The sequence below is a fragment of the Paenibacillus jilunlii genome (assembly GCF_900102965.1).
GTDB lineage: Bacteria > Bacillota > Bacilli > Paenibacillales > Paenibacillaceae > Paenibacillus_AQ > Paenibacillus_AQ jilunlii.
In genome coordinates this window covers 283,532-308,663 of sequence record NZ_FNGM01000004.1, presented here as the reverse complement: position 1 = coordinate 308,663, position 25,132 = coordinate 283,532, and the positions used below count along the sequence as shown (strand labels likewise).

General features: G+C 45.8%; 16 protein-coding genes. 4 read left to right on the top strand and 12 right to left on the bottom strand.

Annotation, left to right across the window (positions count from 1 at the left end; genetic code table 11):
• Window positions 1–24: 24 nt before the first annotated feature.
• Both BLQ82_RS10715 and BLQ82_RS10710 read right to left on the bottom strand, forming a co-directional pair.
• Window positions 25–4,515, bottom strand: a complete 4,491-nt coding sequence (locus tag BLQ82_RS10715; protein ID WP_244280755.1) for an amino acid adenylation domain-containing protein — start codon at window positions 4,513–4,515, stop codon at window positions 25–27.
• Between the two features lie 596 nt (window positions 4,516–5,111).
• Window positions 5,112–6,182, bottom strand: a complete 1,071-nt coding sequence (locus tag BLQ82_RS10710) for an SGNH/GDSL hydrolase family protein (protein ID WP_062525490.1) — start codon at window positions 6,180–6,182, stop codon at window positions 5,112–5,114.
• Between the two features lie 200 nt (window positions 6,183–6,382).
• Here BLQ82_RS10710 and BLQ82_RS10705 point away from each other — a divergent pair, with 200 nt between their 5' ends.
• A complete protein-coding gene (locus BLQ82_RS10705; protein WP_062525491.1) occupies window positions 6,383–7,663 on the top strand; it encodes a glycoside hydrolase family 27 protein in 1,281 nt (426 codons plus the stop codon).
• A gap of 90 nt (window positions 7,664–7,753) precedes the next feature.
• Here the strand turns inward: BLQ82_RS10705 and BLQ82_RS10700 are convergent, their stop codons facing one another.
• Together BLQ82_RS10700 and yidC are read right to left on the bottom strand one after the other, a co-directional pair.
• Window positions 7,754–9,256, bottom strand: a complete 1,503-nt coding sequence (locus BLQ82_RS10700; RefSeq protein ID WP_062525492.1) for an alpha/beta hydrolase family protein — start codon at window positions 9,254–9,256, stop codon at window positions 7,754–7,756.
• A 393-nt stretch (window positions 9,257–9,649) separates the two neighbouring features.
• Window positions 9,650–10,492 (bottom strand): membrane protein insertase YidC, encoded by an 843-nt coding sequence (gene yidC, locus BLQ82_RS10695; protein ID WP_062525628.1) that lies wholly within the window; start codon window positions 10,490–10,492, stop codon window positions 9,650–9,652.
• Window positions 10,493–11,040: 548 nt separating this feature from the next.
• On the opposite strand from yidC, the gene BLQ82_RS10690 reads away from it, so the two are divergent.
• The 3 genes from BLQ82_RS10690 to BLQ82_RS10680 all read left to right on the top strand — a co-directional run bounded on the left by BLQ82_RS10690 (window position 11,041) and on the right by BLQ82_RS10680 (window position 13,464).
• On the top strand, window positions 11,041–11,559 hold the full coding sequence (locus tag BLQ82_RS10690) for a DedA family protein (protein ID WP_062525493.1): 519 nt from the start codon (window positions 11,041–11,043) through the stop codon (window positions 11,557–11,559).
• Between the two features lie 134 nt (window positions 11,560–11,693).
• Window positions 11,694–12,374 carry a response regulator transcription factor gene (locus BLQ82_RS10685; protein ID WP_062525494.1) on the top strand — a complete coding sequence of 227 codons (681 nt, stop codon included), beginning with the start codon at window positions 11,694–11,696 and terminating at the stop codon, window positions 12,372–12,374.
• Entirely contained in the window at window positions 12,367–13,464 is a 1,098-nt protein-coding gene (locus BLQ82_RS10680) for a sensor histidine kinase (protein WP_062525495.1), read from the top strand. The genes BLQ82_RS10685 and BLQ82_RS10680 overlap by 8 nt, the downstream gene beginning before the upstream one ends.
• Window positions 13,465–13,506: 42 nt before the next feature.
• Here the strand turns inward: BLQ82_RS10680 and BLQ82_RS10675 are convergent, their stop codons facing one another.
• From BLQ82_RS10675 to BLQ82_RS10640, 8 genes are all read right to left on the bottom strand, one after another.
• The gene (locus BLQ82_RS10675) at window positions 13,507–14,151 is read right to left on the bottom strand and encodes a YczE/YyaS/YitT family protein (RefSeq protein ID WP_062525496.1); all 645 of its coding nucleotides are present in this window, start codon (window positions 14,149–14,151) and stop codon (window positions 13,507–13,509) included.
• 189 nt (window positions 14,152–14,340) lie between these two features.
• The gene (locus BLQ82_RS10670) at window positions 14,341–15,972 is read right to left on the bottom strand and encodes a glycoside hydrolase family 13 protein (protein ID WP_062525498.1); all 1,632 of its coding nucleotides are present in this window, start codon (window positions 15,970–15,972) and stop codon (window positions 14,341–14,343) included.
• Window positions 15,973–15,990: 18 nt separating this feature from the next.
• Window positions 15,991–17,709 carry a glycoside hydrolase family 66 protein gene (locus tag BLQ82_RS10665; protein WP_062525500.1) on the bottom strand — a complete coding sequence of 573 codons (1,719 nt, stop codon included), beginning with the start codon at window positions 17,707–17,709 and terminating at the stop codon, window positions 15,991–15,993.
• A gap of 86 nt (window positions 17,710–17,795) precedes the next feature.
• Entirely contained in the window at window positions 17,796–19,370 is a 1,575-nt protein-coding gene (locus BLQ82_RS10660) for an ABC transporter substrate-binding protein (RefSeq protein ID WP_062525501.1), read from the bottom strand.
• A gap of 82 nt (window positions 19,371–19,452) precedes the next feature.
• Window positions 19,453–20,331: a carbohydrate ABC transporter permease gene (locus BLQ82_RS10655; protein ID WP_062525503.1), complete on the bottom strand. Its 879-nt coding sequence runs from the start codon at window positions 20,329–20,331 to the stop codon at window positions 19,453–19,455.
• Window positions 20,332–20,343: 12 nt separating this feature from the next.
• Window positions 20,344–21,306, bottom strand: coding sequence for an ABC transporter permease (locus tag BLQ82_RS10650; protein ID WP_082722754.1), 963 nt, complete (start codon window positions 21,304–21,306; stop codon window positions 20,344–20,346).
• 75 nt (window positions 21,307–21,381) lie between these two features.
• Entirely contained in the window at window positions 21,382–23,007 is a 1,626-nt protein-coding gene (locus tag BLQ82_RS10645; protein ID WP_062525505.1) for a response regulator transcription factor, read from the bottom strand.
• Between the two features lie 3 nt (window positions 23,008–23,010).
• Window positions 23,011–24,762 carry a sensor histidine kinase gene (locus tag BLQ82_RS10640; RefSeq protein ID WP_062525632.1) on the bottom strand — a complete coding sequence of 584 codons (1,752 nt, stop codon included), beginning with the start codon at window positions 24,760–24,762 and terminating at the stop codon, window positions 23,011–23,013.
• Window positions 24,763–25,132: the final 370 nt, after the last annotated feature.

Below are 25,132 nucleotides of genomic sequence, written 5' to 3'. Positions count from 1 at the left end.
ACCTCGCATCCTGAATTTTCACCATCAGCTGAACAGACTGTCGAGCTCCTCCTGGGAAATATCAACCGTATCAAAGTCGGAGGGCGTATATTCTTTTCTTTCAGTATTGCTGCAATGTTCAATCACCAGCTTCAAATTTCTGATCCAATGAAGTTGAAACCGTTCCATGGTCATGTCCAGGAATTTACTCCGGCTATACGTCAGACGCAGCTGTAAATGGCCATCGATTATAAAGCAGTTGATGTCCAGCAAACTTGTCAGATGGTTGTCCCCGCTTACATTGTGCTGAAATTGATCTCCCGAAAGTGTCAGATATCCTTCACCGTAATCCTGGATAAACTCCCCAAGATAATTAAAGCGGATGAATTTGCGCAGATGGTAATCTCCAATACGGCCAAGCTGGCGCAATAATCCAAATCCTATTCCGTTACCGGGCACTCTTCTTCGTTCCTCTTTAACCTGTTTAATCTGTCCGGGAAGGGATTCCCCGTTCAAGGTAATGCCGAATGGATACAAGCTTGTAAACCAACCTACCGTTCTTGTGACATCTACAAGTTCGTCGATATCCTCCCGTCCATGCCCTTCCATTTCAATGACCATATCTCTGCTGCCCGTCCATTCTTTGACTGTCACCAGTAAAGACGTTAGCAGCAAATCGAGTGGTTCTGTATTGTAGGGAATATTGGCTTCAGACAGAAGCGCCGTGGTCTCAGATTGCCCAAGATCGGATATTAATGTATGGCAGCTTGCGAGAGTATCCGCTCCCTGGTCATGGTCAGCCGAAAACGTAAAATGCTTCTGCAATATCGAATTCCAGTACTCTTCGTCCTTCATTCCCAGCGTCACCCGGCTGGCCTCCAGCGCCTTAGCCCATGTCTGATAGGAGCTTGTTTTCAAAGGAAGCGCTGTTTCTTGGCCGTGATGGATCTGCTGCAGCAAGGTATTCATATCTTCCAGGATAATTCTCCAGGATACACCGTCTACCACAAGATGATGGGCAATCAGCAGCATTTTCCGGACATAGCCGAGATCAAATACAGCCGCTCTCAATAAAAGGCCTTGCTGTAGATCGAAGCTTGCAGCCAGACTCTGGGCCGCTTCCCCCAGCTTAGTCTCTTGTTCGGGCAGGGATAAGTCTGAGAAATCATATTCTTCAATGAATAGGCGGGTAAGATAATGCTCCTGATTATAGAACAACTCGCCGCTGTCACGCTTGTAATTGATCCGCAGGGAATCATGATGCCGGATTAGTGCACTTAACGCTTTTTCCAGCGTATCCGGTCCTATCCCTTTCTTAATCACTGCCATCACACTTTGATGATAGTGATCGGCCTTGGCAAAATGCTGCGAAAAAAAATAGGACAGGATGGGTGTAAGAGGTATGCTGCCTTCAGCTGCTCCCTGCTCCATCCCCTCTGACCGCACCGCTTCAATGAATGTCGCCATCTCTTCGAGGACGGGAAATGACAGAATGTCCTTCACTTTAAGCTTGAAGCCTCTTTGACTCATTTTCGAAGCGACCTGAATGGCTTGGATGGAGTCACCGCCCAGATGATAAAAGTTGTGCTTCACCCCTGCACCGTCAACCCGCAAAACCTCCTTGACAACTTGAATGAGCTGCTCTTCATATTCATATCTCGGTTGGATACACGTTTTGTCTTCTCCTTCCGGAAGTGCGATTTTCTCCAATAAAGCTTTATCCACCTTACCGTTTACGGTTAAGGGAATTTCCTGCACTTCGATAAAATGTAACGGAATGAGGTAGTCAGGCAGCTGCTTCATCAGGTATTCTTTTAACTCATGGGCTGCAAGCTTACGTTTCGAAACGATATAGGCGCAAAGGTAAGCATGCTGCTGCTTATCTTGACGGTTCAGGACGACGGCCTCTGCTATCTCCGTGTGATGTAGCAGATGCTTCTCGATCTCCCCAAGCTCAACGCGATATCCCCTGATCTTGATTTGCGTATCAACCCTGCCAATATACTCCAGTGTCCCATCCCGCAGGAACCTCCCTTGATCCCCCGTCTTATACATCCTCTTTCCCGGAGCAAACGGGTTGTCTATAAATTTCTCCGCAGTCAGCTCAGGGTTGTTCAGGTATCCTCTTGCCACGCCGTCCCCGGCAATATAGATTTCACCTACGGCGTGAACAGGGACCGGGACCAGCGTTGTATCCAAAAGATAGATTTGCACATTATCGGCAGGCCTTCCAATGGGCACGGCTGCTCTCATGTCTGTATCCGGTGCATAAGAATGGATCATGCATCCGACCACTGTTTCGGTCGGCCCATATTCATTGAAGATCTCGATATTTCCTCCAAAACTGTCATAGACTTGTTGCGCAAGACTGACCTTCAGATTTTCTCCTCCAACGATAAAACGTTTGACGGAGGAATTCAGATTGTCCCGGTCCAGTAACAAGGATAGATGGGAAGGCGTAAGCTTCACGATGGTGGCCTGATTCTCCTTCAGAATCCGGAACAGAACATATTCGTCTTCATCGTCGCGGTACACAAGGACGGCTCCACCGCTGATTAATGGCGTAAAGAGGGAAGTGACCGTCAGATCGAACGCAAGTGAGGAATAGAGCGGAAATACTTCCTCCGTCTGCTTCACATAGACCTTCTTCGCCCAGCAAATATAATTCACTAATCCCCGGTGCTCAATCATGGTGCCTTTGGGTTTCCCTGTGGAGCCGGAGGTGTAGATCACGTAGACCAAATCATCCGGTTTGCTCACCGGCTTCACATTGGAGGTCCCGTATGCATCGTAATTAATCCCTTCCATATCGATGATCACACCGTCAAAACTACATTCATCCGAGAGAGAGAGATTAGTGAGCAGGAATTCCGCGCTGCTGTCTTGCAGGATATAACCCAGCCGCTCAGCCGGATTACCGGGGTCGATGGGCAGGAAGGCTCCGCCTGCCTTGCCGATACCAAGGACGCCTATTACCGTTTCCAGCGAGTGTGCGGTCAACAAACCGACAATGGTTTCTCTGCCGACACCCTTTTCGGTAAGAAATCCTGCAAGCTGGTTGGCCTTCTCATTAAGCTGTTTGTAAGTCAGGTGCTCATTCTTGTAGGTAACAGCGATTGCATCCGGTGTCTTTTCCGCCTGTTCTTCAAACAGCTGGCAGATGGTTTTGTCATGCGGGTAAGCGGCTTGGGTCGCATTATAAGTATGCACCCGTTCTGTCCACTCTTCCTTCGACAGGATGCTGATTTGTCTGATCTGCGCTTCCGGGTCAGACACCATTGTCGTGATTAACCTCGTGAGATGGCCGTACATATCATCAATTTGTTCATCTGTGAAGTCGTTTTGCTTATAGTCAAAGCTTGCGGTAATGCTTCCGGAGCCCGTCCATTCTTTAAGCATAAGCTGCATGGAATACATCTGCTGCCCGCTGTAGAACTCGTCACTTTCAACAGGGTATCCGTTGATTTCTGTACCCAGCTTGGTATTGTAGTAATTGACACAGACATTAAATAATTGATCCACGCCTTTTTTCTTAAGCTCAAGCGCTTGTACTAACCGGTCATAAGGATATCTTTGATGAAAATAGCAGGCCCTTAACTCGCTGTTGATCCGGGTCATCGTGTCCAGTACCGAACTGGAGCCGTCAATCACATAGCGGAACGGCATTGTACTGGTATACATCCCAAAGGTGCTTTTTTGCTTCGGGCCAGACCGGTTCAATACTGGTGTGCCGACGACCAAATCGTCTTGCCCCGTAACCTTGTGGGTATACAGCAAATACGCAGTAACAAAGAAGGTATTCAAGGAACAGTTATGCGCTGCGGCAAAACTCCTGATCCGGGCAGAGAGTTCTGGACTCCATTCATACGTTTTTCTGCTTCCGGCTAATCTGTCCGAGCTGGCATTCAAAAAAGAATCCGGGAGTGCCCGATATTTCCCGGTCCAAAATGTCTGGTTTTTGTAAAACCGCTCTGAAGCAAGATAAGTTTGCTCCTCGTCCCTGTACTCCAGATAAGAGGGTCCAGGCTGAACCTGCACGCTTTCTCCCCGCAAAAGCCGGGTATATATTCCGCTTATTTGATCGGTCATGATATTCATCGACCAGCCATCTGCCACGATATGATGGAACTTGGCCAAATAGCCATTGTCGTGATCAGCGACTCTAAACATGGCAAAATAAAAAAGCCGTTCGTTTTCGAGGACGAATGGCTTTTGCGCTATGGATTCCACCCAGTCCGCAAGCTCCCGTTCCGGTTCGCTGCATGTGGAGAAATCTATGAAATCTAATGGGAAATCATTATTATGATTATCGATGTATTGCCTTGGCTCCCCGTTCTGGGCAGCTATTCTCAGCCTTAATGCCTCATGACTTCGGATGAATAGCCCAATGGCCTTTTCCAGTAGCGAAAACTGAACAGGCCCCTTGATTCTGATGGTTCCCCCAATGTTATGCAGCGGGGTTTGCGGGTAAATCTGTTCGATGGACCATATTCTTTGTTGTGGATGAGTTAAAGGATAGAAGATTCTTGGTTTCATATGCAATAATTCCTCCATAACCGCTCAAGTCCTTATGATTCCATTATATTAGATTGAACTTGTGATTTTTCTATTTCGGGATTGGTTGTGACTCCAGAGAATGTTTGGACTTCCGGCCGCTGTTGTCTGCAGATTTCTTGATTTATACCGCTGTTCGCGGTGGAAATCCGCAGACAAAGGCGGACGCATTCGCTCCTCCAGTTCCAAACTTCTCTTCCGCCACTTTTCCCTGATTTTATAATTTCAAGTTCAATCTATATACCCGGTTTCTATCGAGTACTTGTTAAACATCCATTAAACATAACAAAAAAAATGGCAAGGCTTCGCCATTTCGTGTAACTTGTGAAGTATACACTACCTGGTCTTTGCCGCCATTATGTCCCCCTCATTTCTCTAAAGTGCCTAAGCTTCAATAGATTCATTCGGGTTGCTGTGATGTTGCCGTCTAATTTAACGTGATATCCCAGTTATCAGATAACCATTTCCAGTCAGTCCGAAGATAAATCTTACAGAATCGTTAGTGTTTAGTTTTTTAAGGTTATTTTATTCTAAAGAAGAGTCGATTTCAAGCTTTTCCCATTTTTTATTCACTTGAGTCACCACTTCATAAGCTCTTTAATATGGGACGTCAGTTGTTTGGCCGCTTTGCTGTGTGTGGCCCGGGACGGGTGGAAGTCGGCTGCGTAGCCGTCTGCTTCCAGCTGCACATCAAACTTCATAGCGGTAATCTTGCTGTCGCCTGTCTCCCGGATAAATTGCTTCACTGCTTGTTCGACATATGGATACAGCCTGTCCCCCATAATACCCAGCGTACACAGAATTGGAGCATGGGAGTTATTTCGTCTGACCATTTTGAGAAATTCAACATATTCTTCAGCGTATTCCGTCTGCTTGGCGGTATCCTCTTTCGTGTAGGAATCATCGTTCGTTCCGAGGTTAATAACAATGAGTTCGGGCACAAACTTCCGGAAATCCCAGCGCACATCTTGGGGCAGCAAGCGATTGTCAAACTTCCCCTCAGACTTGCCCACTTTTTCATAGTAATCCGGGAGAAGATGTGTGGTGAGCTTGTGGCCATTTTCCGTATAGCCTGTAATAATGCCGTATCCGCTGTACGAAACCATGCTGTAGTCAGCCTCAAGCTGCTCTGCAGTTAGGTAAGCATAGGTTTTCGTAACATCTTCTGTAGCTGTGGAAAAAGAATGCAGTTCATGCTCATCGTCGACCCCATAGCCGCAAGTAATGGAATCGCCGATGAATTCAATAGTATGTATTTTATCCGGAGTTGGCTTAATTCCATCAGCGGCGTGGACGGCAATGTCCTGAATCCCTACCGTTGACATCGCTGCCTCGGAGAGTTTTATGAGCCTTACCGTGACGTTCTGCGCAGTACCGCTTTCAAATACAGTGTACGATTGGAGCGGCTGATCCACCTGATCGTCAATAACTCTTTTGCCGTTTACACTGATGCCGATTCTGGCCAGATTATTGCCGGTTGTTGCAATTGCATCGCCCTTGATTGTGATCTCCGCTTTCGTGCCGTAGAATGAAAATTCTATACCGCCGCCTGAGAGAGCCAGCCACAGCACATCGTTGTAATAGTGGGTCCGGCCAAGGATTTTCACATGTTTATTCGTCGCTTTAAACGTTTGAGTTCTGGGAGACATAATAACCTTCCTTCTTATATAGATTGTATATTAGTAACAGTAACAAAGGTATATTCTGTTTTCAATAAGCTGCTGTAAGATCAATGCTGAAACCGCAATATAGTGCTATTAGACCCGCAAGATTACTATAGATATCGCTAATCTCCTTTATTATGATGGAATTAACAAGAGCAATAATACATCAGTAAAGGAGCTTTATAATGACTCATAAGCTTGCAGCACCAACACCTCCGCTTGGCTGGAACAGCTGGGACTGCTACGGCGCGGCCGTAACAGAAGAGGAAATCCGCGGCAATGCGGAATATATGGCAGAGCATCTCAAAGATTTCGGCTGGAGCTACATTACCGTCGATATTCAATGGTACGAGCCCCATGCAAATTCCTCTCAATACCGGCCGTTTGTTCCGCTCGTAATGGACGAATATTCCCGGCTGATGCCTGCCGCGAACCGCTTCCCTTCCGCAGCAGGCGGCCGAGGCTTCAAGCCGTTAGCCGACTACGTTCACAGTCTTGGACTGCATTTCGGCATTCATATTATGCGCGGCATTCCGCGGCAGGCTGTCCATGCCGCTGCGCCTATTCTGGGCACAACGGCAACCGCACGCGATATTGCACATACGAACTCCATCTGTCCGTGGAATACAGATATGTACGGAGTGGACGCCTCCAAAGAAGGGGCACAAGCGTACTATGATTCTCTCTTTGAACTCTACGCACAGTGGGGGGTCGACCTAGTGAAGGTCGATGACATCGCGGCTTCCAGGCTGTACGACACCCATCAGCCGGAGATCGCCCTGATCTCCAAAGCCATCGAACGCTGCGGCCGGCCTATGGTGCTGAGTCTTTCCCCCGGTCCCGCTCCGGTTGAATATGCGGAGTTCTTCACCGGACATGCCAACATGTGGCGGGTCACGGACGACTTCTGGGACCAGTGGCCGCTGCTGCTGGATATGTTCGGCCGCTGCCGGAAGTGGCAGGGCGTACCCCAGGCCGGCTCCTGGCCGGACTGCGATATGCTGCCGCTCGGCCACATCGGCATCCGCTCTGTGGATGGCGGGGGAGCGGACCGCTGGACCCGGTTCACGCGTGACGAGCAGCTGACGATGATGTCGCTCTGGAGCATCTTCCGCTCGCCGCTGATCATCGGGGGCGAGCTGCGGGACAACGACGACTGGACGCTGTCGCTGCTTACCAACCGCGAGGTTCTGCGCATGCACCGCGAAAGCCGCGGAGCCAAGGAGGCGCTCTGCACAGATGAGCTTATCGTCTGGACTGCCGAACACACCGATGGCACCCGTTATGCTGCCCTATTCAACGTTGGCGGACACCCGCTAGAGCTGGACCTGGCCCTTGACGAGATTGGCCTGAGCGGTACAGCCGCCGGCACCGAGCTGTGGAGCGGAACGCCGGCCGAGCTTAACGCAGGCTCGCTGCAGACAACTATCCCGCCACATGGCGTTCGCCTCTATAGCTTCTTATAAAGGAAAGCCGGTTATCCAGATTCGTCTGGATAACCGGCTTTTAAAATTGCCCGCATTTTCATTATCTTAATCGGTAGCCTGTTCCGTAATTTATAATGGCGGGTTTACGAACCTCACCTCCGGAAAGCGGCTATCCGGTCCTTTCATTAAGACTCCGCCTTGATTTTTCAGATACATATCGAAGAAATCCAGCATATAGGCATTGATAACGGAGTTCGCTCTCTCGGGCGCAATCTTTCCTGTAATGCCCAGCATTTTGAAAATCGGAGAAATAAACTGTACGTCGGTAAAATTCAAATGCTCCGTATTTTCGATATAGAGGACTTGTCCCCCTTCGTTGACCGTTTCGCGCATCCGTTCAAGCTCCAGCTTTTTATCTTCCGTTACTTGATCCTCCCACTCTCTTGTTGAGCCCATACGCTTAAGCTCTGCATCCGTGTAAACCCGGTTATCCATCACCATTTTTAACTTTTCGAAATAGCTTTCTGAGTTGATGAACAAAAACGGCTTTCGCAGCCCTTCTCTGTCACGCAGCCGGTAAAGCCCTCCATCAAGGTCTATTCCAACCGTGATTCGCGGGTCGTAAGAAGCGTCATAGGCCGTCGCCCCACCGATGGAATGACCGAACACCCCGACATGACGGAGATCCATCCTCCCTTTTAGATGACTTGGAATCTGCCCCGATTGGATGAGTTCGAATTGGTCCAGTACAAACGTCACATCGCCGGTTAAAACTTTTCCCAACTTGTCGCGAATTTCTCTTCCTGTCTGGTAATCTTGGTCGGGCGAGAATAAGTCGTTGGTTGTGCTGGTCGTGATCCGCCCGTCCGGAAACTCGGTTGCAGCTGTATTGTAGGTGTGGTCAATCACTGCCACGATATATCCGTGACTCGCGAGATGTTCGGCTTGCGACGTGTGGAGGAACCTGGAAGAGCCGTTGCCGGGATTCGCAAGGACCAGCGGGTATGAATTCTGTGCCGAAGAGATTTCGGCCCCCGAATAAGCATGACTGGATACGTACTTCAGGTGTTGAAAAATAAACCCGGGAAGGCCATAGTCCGCAGCCATATAACGTAAGATCCGGGTATCGGGAATCAAGGGGGCGTACTTGCCGGTGCCAGCTTGAGCCGGATACCATACCTGAACCATCAATTCTCTCTTACCCTCTTTGGCTTCGTCGTAAATCTCTTCCCTACTGGTATCCACGAAATGAAACGTTTGCGTTCCTACCTTAAATTGGCCTGTCGGCTCAGGCAGTTTAAATACAGGAAAAGCATACAAGAGACCCGCTGTTACGACCAGCATTACCGCTATAGCGGTATAAGCTGAACCCAACATGAATCGTGGGATTTTTTGGGGGCCAGTTTTTTTAAAATAGCTATACACTGAAATGGCTAAAAAAATGACCGTTATGCAATATGGGAAAAATAGCTGAACTCTGTATCCTTCCACTATCCAATGAATGACCAGTAAAAGTGTGGCGATCCCGCCTGCAACGAATACTGGAATTCTGCGCCGTCCTTTTTTTAAGAGGACTGTTAATGCAAACAAGCCGATGTTTGACAAAAAAAGCAACAGTTCAAACAGCCTCATCTCGATTCTCCTTTTAAAAAATTTCTATTTTTATTTGTTCCAATCTTATCCTGCCAGGCTGGCCTAAACTATCGATTTGCCTTACATCTACCTTACAGTTTTATATTTAGCTCTTGCGGTATTGGAAGACTCGTAAAACGGTTTCTTTTCAGCTTGAAAGAGTGCCGCTTAACACAGTAAGTTCTAATCGCTCTTCGGCGAAGGATCTTCAGATAAATTACTTAAAATCATGATAAAACCTCCTACTAAAGCAATTAATTCTAGTTTGCTTCAAATAGGAGGTTTTTGACTATTGATTCAACTAGCGTTTCCCATTAGCTGAACGTTATTTATGATACGGTTCCCCGCGCTCAGATGCCTTGTATTTAGTATTGTTTTATGACTGGTTCAATATTATAAATCTTCTACACCAGTAGGTAGGTTTTTAATCGCTGCATTTGGCTTCGTGTACATTTTATTGAGTATGAACGTTTGCACGATAATGAATATACCGCCAACCGCCCAATACAATGGTAACGCAGCGGGCATCCCAATGGAAAATACACCCATCATGATCGGTGACAACAATCCGATGAAAGCCATTTGGTTATTTTGATTTTGCTGAACCTGCGCTGAAACGGATTGAGACACGCGGAACTGAACGTAATACACCGCAGCGGCAATAAGCGGCAAAATCAAATCTGTTTTCCCCAAGCTAAACCACAGAAAATCGTGAGCTGCAATCTCTGGGGTACGACGAATCGCGTAGTAAAATGCGAGGGTGATCGGCCATTGGAGAAGCATCGGTAAACACCCCATGTTTAAGGGATTAAATTGATGCTTCTGGTAGAGCTGCATCATCTCGGCTTGCTGTTGTTTTTTTGCATCCCTACTAACGTCATTCTTATACTTCTCCTTAAGTGCATTTAACTCCGGCTGGAGGACGGCCATCTTGTCTTTCATGTCCATTTGTTTCTTGGTTTGATTCATCATGAGCGGCATGATGGCAAGTCTGATGATGAAAGTCATCAGCACAATCGATAATCCGTAGTTTCCGTGAAATGCATTCGCGAAGAATTTGATCAAGATCGAAAATGGATAAATAAAAAAGTGATTAAATATCCCTGATGAATCGGCATTAATCGAGTTTGATTGGGATACTGTCGAACACCCGCTGAGCACTATGAACGGAATAACTCCAATCAACATGACGAGAATGGGCTTGGCCCATTTTTGGAGCAACAAAATCTTTTTCATCGTTGTCCTCCCTAATTGAAAGTATGGAATATCAATGTGGGGAAGGACCATTGTTTTCATCATCAGGTGCTTCTCTTCGTCTGGCGATACGTACTATCCACCGCTGAATGCTGCTCTGTTGCGACAGTCTGACAGCCACAAACCAAGTTGAACCGGCTGCAGCAATTTCATGACCCCTGTGTATCTTTTGTAAAGAAAAATAGGTGAATGGAAGTACCACTAAGGAAGAGATGAGAGCGATCGAGAATGCCAATTGAACCAAGTCATAAAAATGCTCCAGTCAAGTTCACCTCCGCATAAGCTATTTGGGAGAAATTTGAATAATGATTATACGTTAGAAGAACTGTGTGGTTTCACTAACCTGCCCGTTTAATCCCCTCGACAGTCTTATAACATCTGCAAATGGACTATTGATCTCCCCGGCCTTCCCCTCCGTTAACATACTCCGTCGTCTAACCTCATCTTCAGAATTCCTTTAGAAATACCCTCACTGGTTCCTCAGGAGTTTTGGTTATGATTTCTGTATTACGAACGAAGGAGGTGTCACAGTGGCTAGCGACACGATCTTAGAGCTGATCAGCCAGTATGGATATCTGATTTTTTATTTTGCCTTTACGCTAGGGCCTTTTGGAATTCCAATTCCGAATGAAATTACAATCCTTACCGGAGCAGCTCTGAGCCAGATGGGCGTTATCAATCCGTGGATAACCTACTTCTGCACTTTGTCAGGGCTATTAACGGCCTTTACGGTATCTTATTTTGCAGGGAAATACTTCGGGCAAAAGCTGAAGAACAGATTCCGGCAGAATAGACATTTTCAAAAAGCAGAGCTGATCTTGAACAAACGGGGAAATAGGGCTATGTACATTGGCATGTTTATCCCGGTTGTACGTTATATCATCCCTCTATTAATCGGACTGAGCGGTACAAATTATAGACGTTTTGCCCTTATTTCATATTCCAGCGCGATAGGATGGACCCTTATGTTTTTTTCTGCAGGAACGTACTTCGGAGATCACATCCTGCCTGAGTTATTCAATATCCAAATCGAATCAGTACTAAGGTAAATAAAACAACGCCGCATTATTCACTTTACATGAAGCGGCAATTATCCGAATATTTTAGTATTGAAAAAATAGATTTTACGTCTATCGTAAAAGGGGAACTATTATAAATAAATAAGGAAGAGGAGCTGTGGTGAATGATTACAATCCTTGTTGCGGATGATGATTCTGAAATTCGGGATGTTATTCATGTCTATTTGCGGAATGAAGGTTACCAGGTGCTTGAAGCAGCAGATGGTCAGGAAGCGCTGAATGCCATACAAACAGCATCCATTCAACTGATTATTCTGGATGTCATGATGCCCCGGATGGATGGAATCATAGCCTGTCTCAAAATAAGGGAAATATCCGATACTCCAATTATTATGCTGTCAGCCAAGCAGGAAGATATTGATAAAATTACGGGTCTAACTACCGGGGCAGATGACTACATGATCAAACCGTTTAATCCGCTGGAACTGCTGGCCCGTGTAAAAGCCCAGTTACGGCGTCAATCCTTAATGGGGAAGGAAGAATATAATTCTCTTCTTATTATAAAGAACCTGATTATAGATAAAACTAAGCATTCCGTGAAGCTGGACGGAACCGATATTTCATTAACTCCACTGGAGTTTGCAATTTTAACACTGCTGGCGAGCCGGCCGGGCCAAGTTTTTAGTTCAGAGAAAATTTATGAGAGTGTATGGAAAGAGCCTTACGGCTATTCCGACAATACTGTAATGGTCCATATCCGTAATTTAAGAGAGAAATTAGAAAAAAATCCTCGGGAGCCTCAGTATATAAAAACAGTATGGGGAGTTGGATATAAAATTGACTAAACCTGTGCCACAGCTAAATCGAAAAAAAAAGATACAGTTCAACATTTTAATCAGAATGATGTTAAGTTTAATTATTGCTTATGCTGTTAATAACACGATCATTTTCCTTGTAATGAGGGCTGGGAATAAGATGGCATTGAACTGGTTATTGAATATATTCCCTTATTTTATCACTCCTTTTTTTATGGTTGTCTTTATCATTACCTTTTTAGCTCTGACACGACGAATCGTTAAAGACTTAATCACTTTGGAGCGCGGGCTTGAAATAATCACTGAGGGGGATTTGAACTATCGGGTATCTGTTCACCGGCAAGATGAGCTCGGGCGGGTTGCATTTAACATCAATCGAATGACTGAGCGTTTGCAACAGCAGATTGTAAAAGAACGTGAAACCGAAAAATCCAAAATGGAGATGATCACGGGGATTTCACATGACCTGCGTACACCTCTTACAAGCATTATCGGATACATTGAGCTTTTAAGAACGGAATCGTTTCAAGATAAAGAAGAATACTCGCGATTTGTGCAAAACACCTATAATAAAGCGATTCATCTAAAAAAGTTGCTGGATGACTTGTTTGAACATACCCAGCTCTCCACTGTTGACTCCCGGTTAAATATAAGAAACATCGATTTATTCCAACTTTTAGATCAATTGCTGTTTGAATTCGAACCTATTGCTCAAGAGAGCGGCATAACTATCGTAAAAGATCTTGGTAACGCTCCAGTTGTGATCCCGATTGACAGTGATAAAATAGCCAGAGCTATCGATAATCTTCTGATGAATGCCTTAAAGTATTCTCTGAAGCCGGGAATGATCGGCATACGGATGAGAACGGATGGTGATCAGCTAACTATCGAGATCGAAAATAAAGGGATTCCGCTAACACCGGATCAAGAAAAAAGACTATTTGACCGCTTTTATAAGGTTGACCATTCAAGAAGCAGTGAAGGCATTCAGGCAGGAACAGGTCTGGGACTTTCCATTGCAAGGAATATTGCGGAGCTGCACCGGGGAACCCTGACGCTTAATCATGCTCAAGATGTCTTCATATTTCGACTGAATTTGCCTTTTGGAGATGGTTGCTAAAATCCCGTATATCAAGGGTATAAAATTGGAATCATTAAATCGTTATTCGCCTTTAGACCCTTTTTTTGCCAGAAGCTTCCTCGTAAAATTCACGTCAAAAAAATGAATGATGGGTCCCAGACCGAATACGGACACCAGTGTACCCAAACCTATAATGCCTCCTGCCAGGAAGCAAATCAAAGCACAAAGAGCATCCGTAAACATCCGGTGCCAAAAATAAGAGATTTTCGGAAAGTTATCCCTCATAATCAGGGACAGGCTGTCATAGGGGGCTATTCCCACATCCGAGGTCTGATACATGGATACCCCAAAACTGCATACCACCACGCCAATCGCCACAATGACCACCCGCTGCCAAAACAGCTGAGGTTCGCCCCACAAATTTAGCCAGGTACTATGAAAGAAAGTAGCTATGTAGCCCAGCAAAATTGCATTTACAAAAGTTCCGGCTCCGATATACTTTCGTCCTGTGATAAATTCTATTCCAAACAAGACAAGGTTCAGTAAGATTAGAAAATTTGCATATGCGATACCGCTGGAATCTGCAAGTGCCATCACCATCCCGCTAAAGGGATCATTCCCCATGCCGGACAGCTTAAAAATACTGATTCCCATGCCTAAGAATACATTGCCGAAAACCATAATGATCAATCGTTTGGTATCTGCTTTATGAATATACCCCTTCATATGGTCCATCCTATTATCATAGTAGTAGTTCTGCTGTTCACAAACAACGACGTCATTATATCACAATTTCATTGGCTGGACGGTGCCTTGTTAGAATGAAGCACAAAAAACTAACGTCCGGAATTCCGGACGTCAGCCTATACGTTGGAGTCATACCTTCCAATATTACAAAGAGGTGCAAAGGTTAGCCTACGCGAGTTTGACGGCAAACGCTTCGTAAGGCTGTAATTGTAATTGCTTAAAGTCCACGTCATCTCTGGTATAGTTGCCAATGATGAATTCCCCGGCCTGACCCGTTTCCGGTAATTCAAGTGTGGTGGCTTCCCTGCTAAAATTGGCCGTTACCAGCCAGGTCTCCCCTTCATACCGGCGGAAATACATGAACACTTGATCCGGTACGCGGGTCACCAGTTCAAAATCGCCCCATACAACGATTGGGTTGTTCTTCCGCAGCTCAATCAGCTTACGGTAGCAGTGAAAAACCGAATCTGGATCTTTCAGATTTGCTTCCATATTTATTTCCTTATAATTTGGATTTACATGCAGCCATGGCTCTCCGGTTGTAAATCCTCCGTTAGGGGAATGATCCCATTGTACCGGGGTTCGGGCATTATCTCTTCCCTTTACATTAATGGAATGAATAATATCTTCCTTGGCATACCCCTCTGCAATCCGTTCCTGATACATATTGATGGTCTCAATATCCTGCGCTTCGCTGATCTCTTGAATCGGATAATTGGTCATTCCGATTTCTTCGCCTTGATAGATGTAAGGCGTGCCCTTCATCAAATGCAGAAGAATGGCGAACATTTTGGCGCTTTGTACACGGTATTGCTTGTCATCGCCCCAACGGGATACGATTCTCGGCAAATCATGATTGTTCCAGAACAGACTGTTCCAGCCCGCGTTCCCCAGTTCGGTTTGCCATTTTGCCAATACCTGCTTTAATTCACTTACGTCCAGGGGCTTCAAATCCCACTTTTCTCCCCCGCCCTGTTGGTCCAGACCAATATGTTCAAACTGGAATACCATCGAAAGCTCGTTCCGGTCCGGATCGGAATAGAGCTTGGCCACTTCCGGAGTCGCGCCCCATGTCTCTCCCACTGTTAGAACATCATGCTTTCCGAACGTCTCACGGTTCATATCCTGCAGATATTCATGAAGCTTCGGACCATTTCCTGTAATCTCCTTATCCGGTATTTTGCCGACCAGATCAATCACATCCATGCGGAATCCGCCGACGCCTTTGTCCAGCCAGAAATTCATCATGTCCCATACCTCTTGCCGGACTTTACTGTTCTCCCAGTTCAGGTCCGGCTGTCTGCGGCTGAACAAGTGCAGATAATACTGGCCGCTTGCTTCGTCGAACTCCCAAGCCGACCCGCTGAATGTTGAACGCAAGGAATTGGGAACTCCGCCGTTTACCGGATCGCGCCAGATATAATAGTTCCGATACGGATTGTCTTTTCCCTTGCGGGCTTGAATGAACCATGGATGCTCATCCGAGGTGTGATTGACGACCAGATCCATAATAATCCGAATGTTGCGAAGCTTGGCTCTTTCAATTAATTCATCCATGTCCTCCATCGTGCCGAATTCGCTCATAATCTCCTGGTAATCGCTGATATCATATCCGTTATCGTCATTGGGAGACTTGTATACAGGACTAAGCCATATTGCGGTGATGCCCAGCTGCTCGAGATAGTCTAGTCTGTTGATAATCCCCCGGAGATCGCCGATCCCATCCCCGTCGCTGTCTTGAAAACTCCTGGGATAAATCTGGTAAATAACAGCTGTCTGCCACCATTTTGTATTGTTCATATCATTCACTCCTATAGGCTATACTTCACTACATTTCACTACAACCATGGTCCACACTCTCAGAGACGGCAAAGTAAATCTGGCTGCCAGTCCTTGTCCGTGAGGAACAACCTCGTAATCCAAGAAACATACTTCCTGGTTACAATCATCCGGGCTGGCTGTGTAGATGCACTCAATCGGCTGTTCAATCAGCAAAGTGCACACCACTCCAGTTTGAGGTTCAGGCCGCTGTTTCTTGCCGTGCTCCCAATAATCATCCTCAAGTCCGACTAGGTTAATGAGCTGCAATATCTGGTAACCTGGCATCCGCTTGATGATGGTCCACACGGAATCAATATCTCCATTCGGCGCAAAAGGCACACTGCCTTCGAAGGTGATTTCGGTATTAACCCCTGCTGTATAGGTATAAGACACATCTTCCAACTGTGCATTGTGTATCAGCGTACCAAACCGTACTATGAAATCATAGTAACGTCTGACCTCAACGGCAAATTCTGTCCGCATCACTGCATAATCGGGGTAGTAGGGCATGGTCAGCAGCCCATTGTTCTCACCTAATAAGAGGTGATATCCACCGCTTACAAATATAGATGCTATGGTTAACAGCGCACCATTCTCGGCCCATTCCTTGTCATGGCCGGCCTTCGGGTAGAAGGAGGGCAGATAGGCGGAAAGGATAATCGGCTTGTCCGGGTCCAATGATCTTGCATTATCGATCAGTCCTTTAAGCTCACGCAACCGGACTACAGGCGGCCACACTTCAATATAAAGCGCCTCCTGATCCGACGAGGCAGTCTTGCTTATAGGGTAATTGCCTACATTATTGAATATGACCCCGGCCCCGGCTTTAATTTCCTTCACTGCTGAACTGGCTCGGTCAATGAGCGCCGGGTAGCATTCCGCCAGATCCAACATTTCTTCTCTTCCTTCAACCCGACGTATTGCTTTCTTGGGAAAACCGTATTGATCCATATGAATCCCGTCGAATCCGGCCATTACTGCCTGACGGAACTGTTCAATAATATGATCGGTCCAAGGCGAATCCGGTGTAATGTCCATAATATAGAATAAGTCTATTAGTTGAAACGGCTCTCCCCGGCGGTTATAAAGTCCCCATTCCGGCCGTGTCTGCACAAAGTCTTTTAGACTCGCGTATACAGCCCCATAGGCCATGGCTGCCATCCCTTTATCGTGCACGGCTGACACTTTTTCACGCACAACTTTATAGGACATCGTCCGGCCCATGGGATCGATAAATTCGTCCTGTTTCGGAACAAGATCATCATGGCGATACATCCAATCGTAGAACTGTATAACATTCAAGTGGAATTTGTTCATACTTTCGACGTCACGGAAATCTCCGGATTCTTCTGTCCGAAAATCGCTTAAAAAGCCATACCGTGGCGCCCGACTCCAGTGATCGGCAATATCATACGAAGTATAGGCTGTGGACACTGCAATTTTCTCGCAAAACATTGTAGCCTTGACCCCATAACCGGCCCACTTTGTATCTTCAGCAAACAGGGGAATGTGCACAATTTGTCTCAATCCTTTTTCCGTGCTGATTCTTAATGTTTCTTCGGCAACTTGCTGTTCTAACTTGTAAAACCCGACAACCAGGTCCAGAATCTTATCCTCTCGGGTCTCCAGTTCGATTACAATGTTGCCTGATTGGCCGGATGTGTACTGGGCTTGATCGGGATACATGTCTATATAGGTCAGCATTGAATTTTCCATGTGAATACTCCACTCCACTTCGATGTATGATCCTTTACAATTAAACGAGATTAGCTTAACAAATGAAATTAGTGAGGGAGCTCCGCCTATTTCTTGCTGTTTTCTTTAAGCCAAGCATCTAGTTGTTTTTGCGCTTCAGCGATTACTTTGTCAGCTCCTGCTGTTTTTTGTTTCTCCAACATCTTAGGAACAACCTCTTCCGGGTCCAATTGACCGGACTTTAGTCCGTCCACAAATGTTTTGTTGGCATTGTCGATCGAGATCAGCTCATTCTTTACAGGCTCCGGATCAAAGACAAATCCAAAAATACGGGAACGATTCGAAGAAATTTTCTCGTTGAATTTCTCGTAGTTCTTGTATTTATTCGGATCTTCCCCTACACGGGTGTAGTTAAGCATTTGATTGCCCAATTGCCACATAATATCATGATAATAGCCGACGCTATCCGTAGTTTGACCTTCCGGCAGTGCAATTTGGCCATCCTTAAGCACATAATGTTTCCCTTCGATTCCGAAATTAAAGAGGGTCAGCAATTCCTTGTCTTTATAGAAGAGGTTAAGCAGCTTCATGGCACGTTCAGGATCTTCAGAGCTTTTCGAAATCGCATACATAGTAGCTGTCATCTTTCCGGTTTGCAAACGGTCAATATTTAGAGGAATCTGCAGCATCTCACGGCCCGCTTTAATTGATCCATTCGGCGAGATGTCAGCTTTTCCGATCTCCATATCAGCCAGAATATCCATATCGCTGACAAATGCAAATCCTTTGCCGGCCTGCATTTTTTTCCAGGCATCTAAACCAGGTGTCAGTGCATCCTTGTTTATATATCCTGCCTTGTACCACTTGTTAGTCAACTTGGCAAGCTCCATATACCGGGGAGTAGTGAAGGAATTGATTACAGTATAATCATCTGGAGCCGTTCCTACAGTGTTAATAGCAGCAATGCTTGTAATGGAGTCCAGATTTGTGGATGAATAGTAAGCTTCAAGTGGAAAACTAGGTGCCACTAAAGGCGTAATACCCGGTTCGTTTTCCTTGACTGTTTTCAGCATGGGCTCCAGATCCTCGACCTTTCCAGACTTCAGTGCAGTCAGGTCAAAGTTATATTTGTCCACTAGCTCCTTATTCAAATAAACCCCTTGTGCACCGCCCAGCTCTTGATGGGTATGGATACCGTAAAGCTTGCCGCCGCGTTTAGCCGGTTCGTGGTAATCCTTTTCCACTGCTTCGATATCGGGCCCGTATTTGGCGAGCAAATCATCAAGCGGCAGCAGCCCCCCTTTTGTAACCTGTTGCTGGAATCCGAGCCAATCCGCCGTGAACAGCAAATCCATTTTGTCCCCGGACGCCATCATTAGGTTCGTTTTATCGCTCCAGGCGCCCCAGTCAATGGGATTCAGCTTGACAGTCATGTTTAATTCCGGATATGTCTTCTTCAGATAATCATTCATCGCATCCTGAACCAGTTGATTGTCTTTTTGAGGCGCATCGGGGAAGACCATCATGACTTCGTATGGCTTCAACTCCGAACTGGCCGCTCCATCTGGCTGAGCTGAACCCGCCGGCGTATCCGATGCGTTATTTCCGCCGCAACCGGCCGCTACGGCTGAAGTCAACATCAACGATGCCAGCACAGCGGAACTCTTTTTTAACCACTTCATAAATAATAGCCCTCCCTGGAATCCTTCTATTTTTGCCTTTTGAACATTTGCTTGCGTATACTAATCCGGCATTATGCCGGGATCAGCCTTTCACAGCGCCTACGGTAAGACCCCTTACAAAATACTTCTGCAGGAAAGGGAACACCAGCACCAGCGGACCGATTGCAATCATTGCCATCGCCATTCGGATAGATTCCAGCGGCGTCGTGACCTGTGCGGTCGAACTATAGGCCTTATTGGCTATCGTCTGCAGGAACGAAGCGTTCATCAAGGTTTTGGTCAACAAATACTGCAGAGAGAATAGCTTCTCATTCTGGATGAAGACCAGGCTTGTAAACCAGTCATTCCAGTAAGATACGGTGGTGAAGAGCCCAATCGTGGCCATGACAGGAAGGGACAGCGGCAAAATAATGCTGAAGTATGTCCGGAATTCTCCTGCACCATCGATCTGAGAAGAATCAATCAGGGAAGGCGGGATGCTGTTCGTAAAGAAAGTCCGCATGATAATGACATTGAAGCCGCCGATCAGACCCGGAATGATTAACGCCATCAAAGTATCCTGAACATGTAAAAAGCGGGTGTATACAAGATACCAGGGCAGCAAACCTCCCGAAAACAGCATGGTGATCAAGATGTAGAAGCTAAGAGCCCCTCTGAGCGGAAACTCTTTCCGTGACAAGGCGTAGGCCATTGCGGAAGTCACGAACAAACTGACGACCACACCAATCACTGTAACCAAAGCAGATACGCTGTAAGCCCGCAATATTTTCTCGGCATCTTCAATTAAATACTGGTAAGCGACAAGGCTGAATTTGCCGGGCCAAAAGCTGTATCCGTGAGCGGTTACCCAATTTTCATCGGCCACCGATATCATGAACACGAGCCAGAACGGGATCAGGCACGCCAAGCTGAACAAGGTCAAAACAATGACGATAATGGGGTTGGTTCTCTTTGGGTTCATATTGATCTCCTTTTAAAATAGAGCATTTTCTCTGCTGAATTTACGAACAATCAGGTTGACAGTCACGACAAGTGTAAAGCCAACAACGGATTGCAGCAGCCCTGCCGAGGAGGCGAGTCCCGTATCGCCGGTGACCATTAATGCGCTGTATACATAGGTATCAATAACTTCTGTTGTCTCTTTGATCATACCGGATGCCATTGTCGCCTGATAAAACAGACCAAAATCGGCGTTGAAAATCCGGCCAATCGCCAGCAATGTCATGATAATAATGATCGGGGCAATCAGAGGAACCGTAATTTTCGTCATTTGCTTCCAGCGGCTGGCTCCATCAATGACAGCGGCTTCATAATATTCAGAGTCTATCCCAACAATGGCTGCCAGATAGACGACGGCCGCGTAACCGACATTCTTCCATGTGTTAACAATGGTCAAAATATATGGCCAATGCTGCGCTTCCGCATACCAATTCTTAGGGTCAATACCGAAGGGCTCCAAAATAAATTTATTGACGAACCCCAGCTCCGGATTCAAAAATCCATAGACGATGTAGCCGACAATGACCATGGAAATAAAATTGGGCAAGATCACAGTGCTCTGAAAGAATTTGGAGGCAAATTTATTTTTAACCTCGTTAAGGAGAAGAGCCAGCATTACAGCCAATATCGTATTGATCAGCAAAAAGCTAATGTTGTACAGCAATGTGTTCTTAATGATCAGCCAAGCGTCGTTCGAAGCAAACAAAAACTTAAAGTTGTCCAGTCCGATCCATTTGCTTTTCCATATTCCCTCTGTATAATTCAGGTCCTTGAAGGCCAAAAAAATACCAAACATCGGCAGATAGTTGTTGATTAACATCAGCAGTATTCCCGGCATCGCCAGAATAATTAATGCCCTGTACTTCCATAAGTGCCTCCATTTTGCATTGGGCCGTGAGATGCCGGGTTGGGTTATGAATGCTTTTTCCGAAGCCATAGTTCCACACCTTCTTATTGGGTTATGGCTTAATTATAAGGAGCTGTCTGCAACTGCTCTGCCGTTTTTATAACCTCAGTCTAATCGTTTTGTGACCTTGCGATATTCCTGAGGATTAACGTCGAACTGCTTGCGGAACATTTTAGTGAAATGCGAAAAATTACTGTACCCTACCTGTTGCGCTATCGAACTGACTGACATATCCGTTGTGTCCAAGAGTTCGCGGGTACGGTTCATCTTCACCGAAATCAGGAAATCAATAAGGTTTTGGCCTGTCTCTTTTTTAAACAGCCTGGAAAGATAGGTTGGGTTCAATCCCACATAATCAGCGACACTTGCTCTTGAGATCTCTTCCTCTACATTTTGCTGGATGTATCGAATGGATCGTTCAATCACGCCACCCTTTTCCTGCCGCTCGAATTCCGTTTCCATGACGGCTGAGACGATCCCCTCTGCCCAATGCCTGTACTGAAGCAGTCCCCGAATATGGGCGGTTGTCCAGTCTGAAAACAGGACAATACTTCCTGCATTGATTCCTCTTACCTGCAGGAAGTGGTATATAATCTGCAATGTATCCTGATGCAATGCATCCAGATTTCTTCCCTGAAAGCATGGATTAGCTTCCAATTTCTCTGTCAGGTTATGAATAAAGCGGACAGCAGACTCACGCTTTCCGCTTAGCATATAAGAGATCAGGTCATCGAGCCGGATGTCATCCAAATTAGGTGACAGTAATATCTGGTCTTGCGGCAAGTATAAGAGCACCGATTGTGTCCTTGAGATATTGTCACGCTCCATAATCTTTAAGCTTTCGCACATTCCCGGCAGCTCTTGAAGGGGTTTGAACGAGCCGACATAGCAGGTTACTATACTATAGAACAACTCCTGGCATGCCTTGATAAAACGTTTTCCCATGGCAGTGAGCTTCTGAATTTTAAGCTTCTCAGCCGCCCGTCCTTCCTCTTCCTCCCCTTTGGCGTACAGCAGAATGAACAAAACCCCGCTTTTGTCTGTGACTGCCTCGCCTTGCTGCTCTTCTGTAAAAAATTCCTCCGCAGCTTTCTTCACAGCATATTCCATGATTTCCTGATCACGCGGATTTAAGGGTTTGCTCCACTCCTCAATGCTGATTAGAATGGGAAGCACCAAATCTCCAGTGGTTAACCCTACGCCGGCACCTGCCAGCTCCCGTTCAAAAAAATCCCCGAAGGACAGGATGCTCCGTGACAACAGGTCCTGCCAGAAACGCTCCACACGCTTCGGCTTTTCTTTTTGCCACAGATTTAGATACTTATGGTACATTTTATTGTAAGACTCATACTCTTCCTTCTCGCGGATGGCTGCAATCATACCCGATACGGCAGACAACAGTTCAGCTGAGTCAACAGGCTTCAGCAGGTAATCAAAACTTCCGAGGTTAACTGCTTTTTTCGCGTAGGAAAATTCGGAATGACAGGTCAAAAATATCGATTCCGTCCAGGGAGAGTGCTCCCTCACCCAGCCAACCAGCGAAAGCCCATCTTCATCGGGCATCTCAATATCGCAAATCAGCAAATCTATTTTTTTATCCTTTACAATATCCCTGGCCCGGTCTGCTCTATTGGCCGTCAATACCTCTTCTACCCCAAACTCCTTCCAGTCGCAGCAATAGAGAATCCCCTCTACAGCGAACTGTTCATCATCTACAATTAATAATCGCATGGCTTATCGTTCTCCTTCTGCATATTCAACGGGCAAGATCAGACGTACACGGAATCCGGTCGGCTCATTTTCGCTGAAGTAAATGTCAGCTTTCTCCTGATAACGCATGGCCAACCTTTTTTTCACATTCCAGATGCCAATATGCCCGTCCTCCGTTCCGGGTGTGTAATCCGGTGAATTTAACTCCTGTAGTTTCCGGGCACTGCTGCCTTTTCCGTTATCCGAGATTTCAATGACCATAATATCGGCCTCTTCTTCTGATTGGACTGCTGATATCCGGAGAATGAATGTCTCTGTTTTCAAACTTATACCGTGAAGCATGGCATTTTCTACAAAGGGCTGAATAATCAAGGAAGGTATGGAGGCGCCGCTAATCTCTTCATCCACGGCAATCTGAAAATCAAACGATTGCTGGTAACGCATTTTTTGAATTTCGAGATAATTGCGGAGATGTTCCAGTTCTTGTCCCAAAGTAATGCTGTTATCCTTGACCTGAAGCATAAAACGGAAATACTGCACCAGATGGCGTACTGTCTTTTTTACCAGTTCATAACGTTTCAGGTCGGCAAGCTGAAAAATAATATTGAGCGTGTTCAGAAAAAAATGCGGATTGATTTGCATTTGCAAATGCTTCAATTCTGCTTTTTGTGCGTTTAACCGTTCCTCGTATACATCAATTTTCAAATCTTGAATTTCCACAACCATGCTATTGAACGCTTGATTCAGTGCTTGAAACTCCAACAGGTTAGAAGAAGGAAGCTGGGTTTCCATAGACCCTTTTCGGATGCGGTGGATGCCTCCCAGCAAATCCAGAATCGGACGGATGACCATACGGCGAAAATAATATAAGTAAACCAGCAAAATGATCAAAACAAAAAAGGGAAGAACATTAATAATCATCTGGAAGATATTCAATCCCTGAAGCAGCTCTGAATCGGGAATGACCACTGAAAGATTGATTCCCAGGGCGGCTGACTGGCTGGACACAACGAATAGTTTCACGCCATCATGCGAAAAAGAAAACGAAGAATTCCGGTTCAGCTTCTCACGCGGCAGCTTGAAGCCGTAGCCCATTGTTTCCGAAGGACTGGTTAAGATATTCCCTTCATTATCCACGATAAGAACATCGCCGCCGGATTGCAGGTTTAGATTGCCCAGCGGTGAGCGCATGGAGTCGATTCGGATAAGCGCACCAATATAGGAGGGATTGCCCAGATTATTGCCGACTGTCCGGTTTAAATAGTAATCCCCGGCAATCTTAACGATTGTCCATTTGTACTGGAGTGGTTCTAATTGATCTTCATTGTGAACCCTGTTCGTGATCCAGGCACGTACCTTATCCATATAATCCTCTGTCGTTCCTAGTACATTGGATAGTGTCAACGTATCATTGACGCTGGAGTATAGATAAAACATGTCCACACTATGATAATATGCCTGATAGGCTTGATTTCTTTGCATAATCCCCATACGGGCAAAATAATACTCGGAATCCGTCAGCCCTGGACGATTGAATTGAAGAAAATTCACGTCGTGATCGACAATATCCACCAGATTAATCGTAATGTCCTCAAGACTGCTCTCCATCATTTTCAGATTGGAGTTCACTAAATTCTGATAGGATCTGGATACCTGAGCCAATACATTTTCCTTGGCATAGTACCCTCCTGCAAACAGCACGGAGAGAAGCGGAACAGTTATAGCGGCAAACAGTTGAATAAGCCTTACACCCAGTGAGTTTTTCCTGTTTTTCATAATGCATCCTTTCTGTGGCATTACATAAGAAAGGGCCACCTCAGTGACCCTTAAGCTGCAATGAGATGAATTTTGTATTCGCCAGGATCATCTTTTCTTACCTATAGGGATGGTGCAAGCATAACGTAAACGTTTACTCTAATGAGTAAAACTATTTCTTTATTAAGAACTTTCTCTCCCGTCCGAAAAAATTTAATGCCCATGTATACGTTTTACTTAAATCTAAGTTAGGCATTTAATATTCATAATCTTAAATCAGCTTTACGTAAACGCTTACCTTAAAATTATCCTGTTTATTTTTTCTTGTCAATGCTTACTTTCCCAATATACCTTTATGTGATCGTCTGGATTGAAAAACTACCGAAACGCA